At 38.4% G+C, this 12,986-nt stretch carries 12 protein-coding genes and 1 other annotated feature; of the genes, 1 reads left to right on the top strand and 11 read right to left on the bottom strand.

The features are described 5' to 3' along the window. Nucleotides 1-34: 34 nt before the first annotated feature. The 7 genes from M3225_RS01675 to M3225_RS01705 form a co-directional block, all read right to left on the bottom strand. A complete protein-coding gene (locus M3225_RS01675) occupies nt 35-1,003 on the bottom strand; it encodes an LCP family protein (RefSeq protein ID WP_251390661.1) in 969 nt (322 codons plus the stop codon). A gap of 87 nt (nt 1,004-1,090) precedes the next feature. Continuing rightward, on the bottom strand, nt 1,091-3,013 hold the full coding sequence (locus M3225_RS01680; protein ID WP_251390663.1) for an LTA synthase family protein: 1,923 nt from the start codon (nt 3,011-3,013) through the stop codon (nt 1,091-1,093). Nucleotides 3,014-3,420: 407 nt separating this feature from the next. Then, nucleotides 3,421-3,774, bottom strand: a complete 354-nt coding sequence (locus M3225_RS01685; RefSeq protein ID WP_251390665.1) for a cupin domain-containing protein — start codon at nt 3,772-3,774, stop codon at nt 3,421-3,423. A gap of 52 nt (nt 3,775-3,826) precedes the next feature. Beyond that, nucleotides 3,827-4,726 (bottom strand): DMT family transporter, encoded by a 900-nt coding sequence (locus tag M3225_RS01690; protein WP_251390666.1) that lies wholly within the window; start codon nt 4,724-4,726, stop codon nt 3,827-3,829. 144 nt (nt 4,727-4,870) lie between these two features. Further along, nucleotides 4,871-5,998, bottom strand: a complete 1,128-nt coding sequence (locus tag M3225_RS01695) for an NADH-dependent flavin oxidoreductase (protein ID WP_251390668.1) — start codon at nt 5,996-5,998, stop codon at nt 4,871-4,873. A 195-nt stretch (nt 5,999-6,193) separates the two neighbouring features. Then, complete coding sequence (locus M3225_RS01700; protein WP_251390670.1) at nt 6,194-6,379, bottom strand: Fur-regulated basic protein FbpA; 186 nt, start codon at nt 6,377-6,379, stop codon at nt 6,194-6,196. 108 nt (nt 6,380-6,487) lie between these two features. Continuing rightward, on the bottom strand, nt 6,488-7,372 hold the full coding sequence (locus M3225_RS01705) for a DUF4405 domain-containing protein (RefSeq protein WP_374109805.1): 885 nt from the start codon (nt 7,370-7,372) through the stop codon (nt 6,488-6,490). A gap of 238 nt (nt 7,373-7,610) precedes the next feature. Continuing rightward, nucleotides 7,611-7,842 (top strand) — a binding site (T-box leader). Between the two features lie 67 nt (nt 7,843-7,909). Between M3225_RS01705 and M3225_RS01710 the strand changes: the two genes are divergently transcribed. After that, a complete protein-coding gene (locus tag M3225_RS01710) occupies nt 7,910-9,280 on the top strand; it encodes an amino acid permease (RefSeq protein WP_251390674.1) in 1,371 nt (456 codons plus the stop codon). A gap of 41 nt (nt 9,281-9,321) precedes the next feature. Here the strand turns inward: M3225_RS01710 and M3225_RS01715 are convergent, their stop codons facing one another. From M3225_RS01715 to M3225_RS01730, 4 genes are all read right to left on the bottom strand, one after another. Then, nucleotides 9,322-10,548: a DUF819 family protein gene (locus tag M3225_RS01715; protein ID WP_251390676.1), complete on the bottom strand. Its 1,227-nt coding sequence runs from the start codon at nt 10,546-10,548 to the stop codon at nt 9,322-9,324. A gap of 130 nt (nt 10,549-10,678) precedes the next feature. Beyond that, nucleotides 10,679-11,245 carry a TetR/AcrR family transcriptional regulator gene (locus M3225_RS01720; RefSeq protein ID WP_251390678.1) on the bottom strand — a complete coding sequence of 189 codons (567 nt, stop codon included), beginning with the start codon at nt 11,243-11,245 and terminating at the stop codon, nt 10,679-10,681. Between the two features lie 121 nt (nt 11,246-11,366). Then, nucleotides 11,367-12,005, bottom strand: a complete 639-nt coding sequence (locus M3225_RS01725; protein WP_251390680.1) for a hypothetical protein — start codon at nt 12,003-12,005, stop codon at nt 11,367-11,369. Continuing rightward, nucleotides 12,002-12,901, bottom strand: a complete 900-nt coding sequence (locus tag M3225_RS01730) for a LysR family transcriptional regulator (RefSeq protein WP_251390681.1) — start codon at nt 12,899-12,901, stop codon at nt 12,002-12,004. The genes M3225_RS01725 and M3225_RS01730 overlap by 4 nt, the downstream gene beginning before the upstream one ends. Nucleotides 12,902-12,986: the final 85 nt, after the last annotated feature.

Here is a 12,986-nt window from a genome sequence, read left to right on the forward strand (position 1 = left end):
AAAAGCCTCGAGATATGCGTCTCAAGGCTTTTCTTTATTTTTCATTTAAGAATTCTTGCAGTGCTTCTTTATTTTTATCTAAATCAATATCAAGCACCATACCAACACCGCTATACGTTTTGTTTTCAAACGATCCGTCTAACGGCAATCGCAAGCTTTGAACATCTTTCATGTTTCCTGTTACTGCATCTTTAGCCAAAAGCATCATGCTTTTTGTATCTAAATTTGTATCGATGTAAGGATCCATTACGCCGAGAAGCTTCGGTATTTTAAACACGCTGTTTAAGCTTGCCACTTCATCTTTAAGCTTTAAAACGACTTCTTGCTGGCGCTGAACGCGTCCAAAGTCACTCATATTATCATGGCGAAAACGTACGTAGCCAAGCAGCTGTTCACCGTGTAAAACTTGGGTACCTTTGTGAAGCGTCATACCAATTCCTGAAGACATATCGTGAGGCACGGTTACTTCAATGCCATCAGGTGCAATCGTATCTACAATTTTTGAAAATCCTTCAAAGTCCACAACTGCATAATAGTTAATGTCGATATCAAAATTTTGTTTAATTGTTTGACGCAGCAGCTCAGGACCTCCGAACGCGTAAGCAGCATTCAGTTTTTGCTTGCCGTGTCCTGGAATATCCACATACATATCCCTCATAAGTGAAACAATTTTCGGGTGTTTGCTTCTAGAATCGTAGTGAGCAATTAAGATAGAGTCTGTACGAGAATGCTTTTCCCCGCGTGAGTCACTTCCTAACAGCAGCATATTTACTTCTCCATTATTTGGGAGACTGCCTTGAAACTGCTCAAAGGTCGTACCGTCATCAGCAAATTCACCATCGCTTGCCATCGATAGTCCTTGCTTATATTGCCAGTAGCTGTATATGCTCCCAACGATAATAAAAAGGAACAACAAAGCAAAGAACACTCTGCCCCATCGAATTCTTCTTCTTCTTTTGCGTCTTGTTCGCTCCACGTTTCTGTCACCAGCTTTCTTTTTCAATGAAGTTCTCATAAAACAAGCAAGTAGCTAAGCTTTTAAAAAGCTCCTCTACTTGCTTGTTTGGATTGTATGATGTGAAAGCTCACATTACTTTTCTGTTTCTTGGTCTTTTCCATACATGTATTTTGAAGGATCGACCGGTTTAAAGTCATCTAATTTATTAAATCGTAATAAATCACCGTATAACACTTTATCAGAAAGTTCTAGTTCTCTTCCAACTTTCTTTTTATAAGCTTTTGCTTCGTCTGTTGCTGTGATTCTTTCTCCTGTGTTTGTATCGTAATACTTGCCGTCAATTGACGTGTATTTCGGAGAAACATAATCACCATTTCTAAATGCTACTACCTGATCATGGTCTTTTGATAATAAATCTGTACCGAATTGAACATACTCTTTACTATCAATTCCCACTAAGTGAAGAAGCGTAGGTACTACGTCAATTTCACCGCCGTACGTGTGGTTTACTCCGCCTTTTACACCTGGTACGTGAAGGAAGAACGGTACGCGTTGAAGCTGAGCGTTTTTATATGGTGTGATTTTCTCGCCAAGGACTTTTTCCATCGCTTTGTTATGATTTTCAGAAATACCATAGTGGTCGCCGTAAATCATAATCACTGAGTTGTCATATAAGCCTGACGCTTTTAGCTCTGTAAAGAATTCTTGCAGTGATTCATCCAAATAACGAGCCGTTTGGAAATAACGGTCTACTGTTCCATCTCCTGTGTTTGCCGGCTCAATGCTAGCATCGCCTTTATCAAGAACGAACGGGAAATGGTTTGTTAATGTAATCATATGCGCATAGAACGGCTGCTTCAATGACTGTAGCATTGGCATAGATTCTTTGAAGAATGGCTTATCTTTTAATCCATAGTTTACTTTGTTATCACCAGTCATATTGTAATAACTTGCATCAAAGAATTTATCCACACCGAACTGTTTGTAAATTTCATTACGGTTCCAGAACGTTTTATAATCTCCGTGTAACACGGCACTTGTATAGCCGCCTTCTTGATCTAAGATCGCCGGTGCTGCTTGATACGTGTTGCGGCCTTTTAAGCTAAATGCTGATCCTTGAGGCAAGCCATATAATGACGTATCCATCATAAGCTCTGCATCAGCTGTTTTACCTTGTCCTGTTTGATGGAAGAAGTTATCAAAATACATAAATTCATTTCCATTTGCTAATGAATTTAAAAACGGCGTTACTTCTTGCCCGTTTAACTTATAGTTAATTAGGAATGACTGAAATGATTCTAGATGGATTTTAATAATATTTTTTCCTTTTGCTTTACCCGCATACTCAATATTTGGAGCTGCATAGTGACTTGTACTGAAGTTTTTCACTGTTGTTAAGTCATCGCTGCTTGCGAATGCTCGCTGCTTTGAGTTTTTAACCGTTTGAACTGCATCATACACCGTGTAGTTGTATGCTCCTAAATATTTCACTAAGTAGTTGCGATCAAATGTTCTTGTTAGTAATTCAGGGCGATCTTTTTCAGCATAGTGCAAGTTAATTGCAAAAGCGATAGCTCCTGCCGCTAATACTACAAACGTATAGCGGAACTTAAGACGTGCTTTTGGCCATTCGATTTTTCTAACAAACAATAGCGCAATCAGTAAAATGATATCTACAAAGTAAAGAATATCGTGAGCTTTTACTAAGTCAGCGATACTGCCTCCTAAATGACCCACATTGCTTGTTTGCGTTAAAGTAGGCAATGTAACGAAGTCATTGAAGAATCGATAATATAAAATATTGCTGTACAAAATGACCGTCATGATTGTACTAAGGATAAGCGTCCAAACGATAGATCTTTTTCCTTTTGCAAACAATGCTAACCCTAAAAAGATCAAAGTTGAACTAATTGGATTAATAAACAATAACGTTTTTTGCATTGAGTCACTTATATCTAAGTTGAACTCCACTTTGTAAGACATGTAAGACTTGATCCACATGAATAAAACCGCTATAAAAAAGTAAAACAACGGCTTTGAAAATAGTTTTTTCATTTTCAAATTCCTTTCACTAAAAAGTAGAGATTTCATGTTCAGCTAACCTCAGGAAAGCCCCCTACATTAAATCGTAACGGTTACGTCCTGCAAAAGATTACCTGAAAATGATTCAATCTGTCAAACAATATCATCTTCATCTCTTTTTTTAGTCATCTACAAAATTTACATTTTAACTTGTAATCTCTTATTTTTTTATCATGATGTTAACATTACACAATTGTTAATTTGTAAATTTTGTTCTCCCTATATTGCATACATATTAATTTACCACATTTCTGCTCTGCAATAAAAGTATTTTTATTTTATTACGCATAATATTTCGCTTACTGAATGAAAAGATACTATTGTACTGGACGAAATTCTTTGCGTACGGTCTTAACTAGTAAAAATAGCTCTATCTATGCTTATTCTGCCTCTTCACAAACAGCTACGCGGTCCCCTTGTGCAAAAGGCTGGGAAATAACAAGAAACTCAATCTCCTCCCTCGAACGATTCATCATTTGATGAAGAATGGACGGAAGTACTTCTACTCCTTCATGTGCTTTTATATCATAAATAATTCCGTCTACTTCTAGAGCAGCTGTTCCTTTTAGCACAAAGAAAAATTGATGTGCTCTTGTGTGGTAATGCCTTACCTCTTTCGTATGAGGGGGCATGCGCTCATGAATAATACTTACGTCTTTATTTTTTACTAGGTGCCACCCATCGCATTTTCCTCCCCACACGTAATGTTCTGCGTTTTGCTTACTGATTTTCATGACAGCTCCCCTTTTTTTAATGAACGAACACCAACAAATTAAATGGAAAATTCTATGTACTTTTTTGAACCCTACAATTGGAAATGTTTTTTTTAGATGCTGGTTTTTGCTTTAAGGTAAAAAGCATTCCTAAAAAGATCAAAACAATGCCTGCAAGCTGAAGAAGCGTCGGGCGAAATCCTGTGAATGCTGTATCTAATAAAATGGCAACGGCTGGATCTAAAAACACCAGAACCGAAATCACCTGAGTTTTTAAATAGCGCAGGCTGTCAAAAAACAAATAATACACTAAACCAGTATGTACAAAGCCCGTTACTAAAATAGCTGTCCAATTGGCCGTTGTTAGGAAATGAAAATCACTAAAATACACAAACGGCAATAATAGAAAGATTCCTAAAAAAGTCTGAAGAAATGTAACAGCATAAGCACTCGTATGAATAATTCCTTTTCCAAGCAGCGTCGTGCATGCATAAAACAAAGCGGCTAAAAGCGCCCAAAGTATTCCTGAAGACATGAAGCCCTCAATCGTAAGTTGCTCCACCCCAATAATTAGAAGTGTTCCTATAAAACAAATTAAGATAGACATAACGCCAAGAATCGTTAATTTCTCCTTAAACATAAAACTCCCCAGAAGCAATACTAAAACGGGTGCAAGATGATAAATAGAAATGGCAACCGTAACGGACATCATTTCAAATGCTTTAAATAGAAACACCCAGTTAAACACAAGAAAGATCCCACACAGTAAAACCTGCTTTATTTCTTTGACATTCCATTTTTCCCTTTTGTACTCACCCGTTACGAACCAGCACATTCCGAGAAAAAGCGTTGCACAAATACAGCGAACAAATACTAAATCAAAGGAAGGCAGTCCGGTTTGGGTGGAGAAAAAGCCAATTGAACCAAAAATACTCATTGAAATCATCATTTTCACCATGGGCCCTGCTTTCATTTTCTCACCTCACTTTCAGAAAACTATTACTATTCAAACATAAGAAAGCTCATTTGTAAATTACTGGTTTGAACGTTCTATTCCATAAAAAAAGCACAAAGACATGGGGGCAGTCCCATCGTCTTTGCACTTTTCTGCTTTCTTTTAATCTTCCACTGGGAACCAGCCTGGCGTGTTAATAACTGCTTGCCACAGCGGGTCAGGAATCACAAGCTTTTCCTGATCTTTTCTGCTTAATGTTGTAACAATTTCATTTTCGCGGCCTTCTTTGACTTTTTGAACCCAGTCTGGATCCATAATTAATTCGCGGCCAATAGCAAGCAGTGGAATACCCGTTTCAAGAGCTGCTGCTGCTTCGTCTGCTGTATGAATAGAACCTACGCCCATCACAGGCACGCGACTTCCTACTCGCTCTTGAATAATTTCAATACGTGAACGAGTATCTTCCACGCCTCGGCGCGGTTTTGACCAGAATTCCATTAGCGATACGTGAAGGTAATCAAGGTCTTTTGCAGCTAGTGCATCAACTAACTTCAATGTATCAGCCATTGTAATTCCAGGCGTTTCAGGCTCTTCTGGCGAGAAGCGATAGCCTACTAAAAACGGATCTTTTGCATAGTTAGAAACGGCTTGCTTTACTTCGTCTACGATTGCTAGCGGGAATGTTAAGCGTTTCTCTACGCTGCCACCCCATTTATCTTCACGACGATTAGAATGCGGAGAAAAGAACTGCTGAATTAAATAGTTATTTGCTCCGTGAATTTCAACTCCGTCAAATCCTGCTTCAATGGCACGGCGCGTCATTTCACCAAAATCGTGAATAATGCCTTCAATTTCTGCATTTGTTAACTCGCGAGGCACCGGTGCACCTTCTTGTTCTGCGGCAACAGCGCTTGCGCTAACAACATCTCCATTTGGAACCAGTTCAGGCGGGCACATGCGACCTCCGTGGAAAATTTGAAGAACTGCCTTTGCTCCTTGATCTTGAATCGCTGTTGCTAAACGGCGCAAGCTAGGAATCATTTCATCGCTGTCTGCAGCAAATTCTCCGTGAAATCCTTTGCCGTTCGGCGTTCCGTATGTACATGCTGTAATGACCATGCTAACACCTTTTGAACGTCGCACATAGTAGTCAACTTCTGCATTTGATACCGTTCCATCTTCATTTGATGAAAAATTTGTCATAGGTGCAAGAATAACGCGGTTATCTAATTTGATGCCATTTGAAAAAGCAAATGGCTGTAAAAGCGGCTCATACTTTTTATTCGTCATTTTATTTCCCTCCAAAAATGATACGGTCAAAAATATTGGCGTATTATAGGTAGAAACTGATTTTTCTTCCTATAAGTATGCGTATTTTAAAACTGTAACTTTAAAATATACTGTGATTGTAATCTGTACAGTTTTACCTGTCAAAGAATATGACTTTCTAACATAAAAAGCACTCATATACTGAGTGCTTTTTTATCATTGCGAAAGAGGTTTCTGATTATACATGAATGCTTTCACTTTTACATATTGAGCTTCTAACTCTTGAAGTGTCAGTTCGTATAGGTGCCGATTTCCTTTTTTATAAATACCAAAATTCAATAGCGCATTAATAAACCAATTTTTCTTATGTTCCGTTTCAGGCTGTGTGTGTTGTTTCACCATTTCCACCACCTACGTTCATCTCACATTAATTTTGCAAAGCGTTTGCTTTTACATAAATGATTTTACTTCTGCACGATGAAAAAACAGTGAAATACAAAGCTTTTTTATTTAAATTTCTGTAGCAGGACCCGCAAATTTTTTACGTCTCTTCATACTCGTTAATATTTTTTCAATATAATAAATAACAATAATAAAAACAGACATAATAGCAAAATAAGTACCGATCACAACCAAAGGATTCGGACTTTCAAATCCGCCTTCTTTTCCTTTCATTCCTCTTTCCGGCCCTCCGCCATCGTGATCAAAATTCGGACGTTCGCGACCAGCAGCTGCCGTCGCAGAAGATTTGTTCTCACTAAATGAATGGCGATCAAAATCCGGCTTTCCGCCGCCTTTTTGTGGCATATCTGAGGAACTTAAATTCATTACTCTTGCTACTCCTCCAAGCTTCCCAAGAAAACCAGTCTCATTTATTTCATATATTCCAACCACTAACAGCACAACGGTCGCGAGCTTAGCTACTATGCTCAAGCTTTTCTTTGACTTTTTGAATTTTGTCATGTTTTTACATACATTTATGACCCATTGCCAATGGAGACCTATGTGAGCCGCTACTAAAACTAATACTAAAAACGATACCGAAATATGCGAAATCTTAAACCACTGTTCATTGCTTACATTAATATTTGGAAATACTACTCTTGAAATAAAAATACCGCTGATCATAATAAACGACATCGTAATCAACAGCATTACATTTAAAAAGTAACCGAACTTTGTTCTGCGCGGAAGCTTGCGGTCAAATAATTTAACCGTGACTTTCTTTACCCACTGCCAGTTTAGTAGCACATGGGTTAAAAAGGCGACGGCAATCGCTAGCCCCGCAATTTCATGAAACGTTAATCCTCCCAATACCTGTTTGTTAAAAAATAAAACAAACGTAACGGCCATTAAAAGATCCAGTCCAAACCTGACGTACATCATCTTTTTCACTTTATTCATTCTCCTCAGCTATGTATTTGTCAAAACAACCTCTTTTTCATATTCTTCAATGTACGCAGATTTGGTGAAAACTAGGTGAAACGACTGATTTTTTTACCAAAATAACCAGTCCTGAGTTCTATAAAAAACCAAGTTCAATCATTTTCACTTTTTCAAAAATAGCTGTTGACAAAGAAAAAAGAAGCACGTATAGTAATGGTTATTCATCAAGAACTTTCAGATTTTAATTAAAAACACAGCGATTGGGAGTAGTAGAAGCTCATTATTCGGTCAAGAGAGCTACGGGTTGGTGTGACGTAGTCCAATAATACTTTGAACTCGCCCAGGAGTGGTAATTCAGAAAGAATGCAGAAGTGTTCTCTAAGTTTTAACGTCTAACCTTCGTTATCAGGTTTTAAGCAGGGTTCTTTAAGAACCAACAAGAGTGGTACCGCGGTTAGCTAAAGCTTATCGTCTCTTCTCTCATTTGATAATGAGGTAGGAGACGATAAGCTTTTTTTATTTTATAAAAAAGTGGAGGGAAATGTCATGAAGAAGGACAACCAAGGTTTGCAGCGAACAATGACTTCACGTCACATTATGATGATGGCGCTAGGTGGAGCGATTGGCGCTGGTTTATTTAAAGGAAGCAGCTCGGCTATTGATATGGCAGGACCATCTGTTATCATTGCCTACTTAATTGGCGGAATTATTTTACTATTTATCATGCAAGGTCTTGCTGAAATGGCGGTTCGAAATAGTGAAGCACGAACGTTTCGTGATTTAGTTCAATCGATTTTAGGAAACTATCCCGCTTACTTTTTGGACTGGATTTATTGGAAAATGTGGGTATTAAACATTGCAGCTGAAGCCGTTGTAGCCGCTATTTTTATTCAGTACTGGCTTCCTGATTATCCAATTTGGATGCTTGCTTTAGGCGTATCCGTTATTGTCACAGTCATTAACTTGCTTTCAGTTAAAGCATTTGCTGAAACGGAATACTGGTTAGCTTTAATTAAAATTACGGTCATTGTAATCTTTATCATCGCTGGACTTCTGTTACTGTTTGTATCATTCGGTCACCATACCGCAGCGGGTTTTTCTAATTTAAGCGATCACGGCGGTTTCTTTCCAAAAGGACCAACTGGGTTAATTACGGCGATGTTAGTTGTCATCTACTCTTACGGCGGAACTGAAATCATCGGGGTAACGCTAGCTGAAACAAAAAACCCTGAAAAAGTAGTACCAAAAGCTGTGCGCAGCACATTAACGCGCATCATTGCTTTTTATCTGTTCCCGTTTTTTATCATCGTGAGCTTAATTCCTTGGAATGAAGTGAACGGCGTTTCCCAAAGTCCCTTTGTTATGGTATTTAAAATGATTGGCATTCCCGGAGCGGATCATATTATGAATGCTGTTATCTTGTTAGCCGTTATTTCTTCTATGAACTCAGGACTTTACGGTTCATCACGTATTTTGTACACGCAAGCAGTAGACGGTCGAGTGCCAAAGATATTTTCGAAACTTTCTGTTAACAAAGTTCCTGTCTATGCAATCTTAATGTGTACATCATCCCTTTATGTCGGCGTGTTGATTTCCTTATTCGCAGGAAGTAAAACATTTGATTATCTGATGGGATCTTTAGGGTATACGGTGTTGTTTATTTGGTTGATTATTGCGATTGCACACTTAAAGTCCCGCAAAGTTCAGCCAGAAGCATCGAGCAGCTACTCTGTTAAATGGTTTCCTTATACAACGTGGGCTGCCCTTATTGCACTAAGCGCTATTTTAATTGGCGTTATCTGTACAACATCCGTTGTTATTACGACTATTACACTAGCTATCTATTTATTTATTACAGCTACGTATATCTTTAAAGGTCGCTTTTATCAATCTTCAGCAGTTAAGCACGCTAAATAAAAAACGCCCCCTCTGCATCGTCAGAGGAGGCGTTTTTTCCGTTAAAATGTTAAGTACCAATAGCCAAGTACAAAGCCAATATAGTTACCAATAATATAGCCAAGCGTTCCCACTACCAAGATAGGACCAATCAAGCTTCCCCATCCTTTAGCAATCGCCATCGCACTTGCTGTTGTAGGTCCCCCTACCGTTGCATTACTCGCCAGTAAAATATGCTCTAAATCAATTTTAAATACTTTTCCTAAAAGCAGTCCCACTATTAAATTACTCATTCCTACAATGAACACAAATAGGATTAAAAGCGGTGCTTTTTCAACAATTAATGGAATGGACGCCGGTACTCCGATTACAACAAAGAAAATATAAATGAAGTACGTGCCGATTTCTTGGCTTCCGCTAATGTTTTTAAAATAAGAAGGAAACAGATAAATGACAAGAAACGTAAGCGTGGAAAGCAATAAGTATTTTTCGCTTAAAATAGTATGTAATAACGTTTGAAATATCGAAACATTTGCACCGGTTGGAATGATTGTTCCAAACCATCCGGCTAATTTAAACGACACAACCACTAGAAAAAACGATGTACCAATTGAAGCCGCAACGTCTTTTAACGAAATTTCTTTTTTCGCCCAATATTTTTCTGCAAGCGTATGACGGTCACTTTCTCCATTTTGCCCAGCCTCTACTTCTTGAATATGTGGCGTCTTAAAATGCTTTCTAAAAAACTTCATAGAAGGAATAAACATATACACGGCAAACAGTAAAGCCATGACCATATTATCAGCAACCACCGTGGCCGAAACCATTTGGCTTGATGGTTCAAACTTGGCCGTAACGGTAGCAAAGTTAACCCCTCCACCTACGTAAGAAGCCCCGATAGCAGCTGCAATTTTTGCTAGTTCGGAAATATAATCTTTTAATAACAAGAAGCCGACCGTGCTCCCTATGACCGTGCCTACTGCACAGATCAAGAAAATAAAAAGCAGTTTACGGCTTTCTTGAAATAATTCTTTCATATTAACCTGAAATAGCAGCAAAGGAATGGCAAGCGGCACTAGATAAGCCCAAACCGCATCATAAACCGGAGACTCTGTTGGAATGATTTTTAAATTTGATAAAATAAGCGCCCCTGCTAGCGCAATAATCGCTCCTGACAGAAAAGAAGCCCACTTATACTTTTGTTCAAGAAAAATACTAATAGAAGCCCAAATCGCTAGAATTCCCCATAGTGCCCACGTATCATCAGCTTGAATAATAGTAAAAAGCACAAGCTACTCCTTTCTTTCCCTTTAGAGGAAATGGAATTTTCAGAAAATACACTCTTAAATTTTATCAATATATGCCAAATTCCGTCAATCCATAAAAAAGCTTTCCACTTTAAAAGTGAAAAGCTACTTTTTATTTACGAACAAGAACCGGAATCTTCTGCTGAATCTGCTGCAAAGGAGCGCTTGTTTTTTCTGTTAACGAACGCAAAATGCCGCCTTCTATCATACAGTTAATTACAACTGCGAGCTCTCCTGCTTGCTTCTCTTGAAATCCGCTCTCTATCATTTTCTCTCTAAAAAGTTTTTCCCAATCTTGAAACGCGGCGTAGCAGACTTCGCGAAGCTGTTCATTAATAAGCGCTGTTTCTCCAGCCATCAGTCCAACAGGCATACCAGCAATACTTTCTTCGTGTTCAAACTGCTTGGACAATTCTTCAATAAAATACTGAATAGCCTGCGCTGCATCAGAAGATTGATTTAAGCTTTCTTTAATTTGAACTTGGACGTACTTATTCGTATATTGAACAGCGTGAATTGCCAGTTCTTCTTTCCCTTTTGGAAAATAATAATAAAGAGACCCTTTTGGCGACCCACTCTCTTTAATAATTTGATTTAATCCTGTTGCATGATAGCCTTGCAGCTGAAAAAGCCGCGATGCTGTTTCTAAAATCTTATCGCGTGCATTTGCTTTCTTCACAAAAACGATGCCTCCCCTATATAATAAGTGGTTTCTATAACACTACTTATCATATAAGGAAATGAAATTTTTGTCAAAATAAAGTGAATATTTTACCATTTTCAGTTTCTTTTTTTATTCCTTATGACCTAATGATCGTTTTTCTTACTTCCTCTGCTAATGGTTGAAGAGGCGTAATAATACGACCGCTTACCTCCTCTGCCGCTTCTACCATCGAAAGCTGCGCCACTGAAACAACAGCGTCATGCTCTTTCATTAACTCATGTAAGACATGCTTCACCTTTTGTTTATACTCTTTTAGGTTGCCGTTCATTACTAGTTCAAAAGCACCTTCTATAACAACAGGGCGAACCTTTATTTTTACATTTTGATAAAATGCAAATTCATCTAGGCGCTTCATCGTTCCTTCTACGGTCTCCGGATTTGTAAACACGATAAGCTGCCGTTCTTCTATTTCACATATTCGGCGAAAATAAGGCTCGTCGATTTTAATAACGGGAATGTCGCTTGTAAATGTTTGGGGTAAAAGAGCAATGTAGTTCGTACACGTCAGTAAAATGGCATCCGCTGAACATTCCTCCATCCATTTTAACTGCTTCTCTACTTTTGCAGCTGCTGACTCCGCTGCAAATTTAGGGTCGGTTGTTACCCGGTGTACAAGTCCAGGGTCTACGAAATGCATACAGTTCGCAAACGACAGTGCTTTTTCTATATAAGAGATGTTCGAATGATGAGCGTGCAGGCAAGCAATTTTATTCATAGTTCTCCTCCTGTATGATGTTCTTTGAAATACTGAATTAAAAATTCCTGAAACTTTTTCGCAACAGGAGTTAAATATTTATCCTTGTTCCACGCAATCCCAATTACCCTTGAAGCTGTGTCTTCTTTGAGCTTTATTTTTTTTATGGCTCGCAAGTCCACTCCCTTTATTTCAGGAAGCAAGGCAACCCCTACATGAGCCGCTACAAAACCAATCACCGTCAAAAATTCTTCTCCTTCAAACGTAATATTTGGGACAATTTCGGCTTCTTCAAACAGCTGATCAAAAATTGTTCGGCTTCCATATCCTTTTTTTAAAGCGATAAACGATTCATGAGCCAAATCTGAAATCGAAAGCACTTGCTTTGAGGCAAAAGGATGCGTATCAGGGACATACGCGTACAGCTCGTCTCTCCATAAATATTCCCACTGAATTCCTGACCTGGATTCCGTTACGGAAGACATGCAAAAATCAATTTCCCCCGTTTGAAGCTGATCGAGCATGATGTTCGTGGCGTTCTCAAAAATTTGAAATTGAACGTTCGGATACTCTTGTAAAAAAGCATGAACTAGTTTTGGGACGGACGAAGCGCCTAATGATTTTAAAAAAGCAAACGAAATACTGCCGCGGTGAGGATGAATCAAATCTGAAAGCTCACGTTTAGCTTCTTCCATTTCGTTTAATACTTTAGCCGTTCGTTCGTAAAAAAGCCGTCCGTATCGATTTAAAATGACTTGCCTTCCTTTTCGTTCAAACAGCGGCACGCCAAGCTCTGATTCTAATTTAGAAATTGAACGGCTGAGCGTAGGCTGTGCGATTGATAATTGTTCCGCTGCCTTTGTGAAATGTTCCGTTTGAGCTACAACATTAAAATATTCAAGCTGCTGCCATTCCATTTTTTCACACCCTTTACTTATTACATAATACTATTAATTTCATATAAATTATACATTGGACGTCATAAAAAATTCATGTTTAAAT

Origin of the sequence: Priestia aryabhattai (assembly GCF_023715685.1) — a bacterium.
GTDB classification, from domain to species: Bacteria; Bacillota; Bacilli; order Bacillales; family Bacillaceae_H; genus Priestia; species Priestia aryabhattai_B.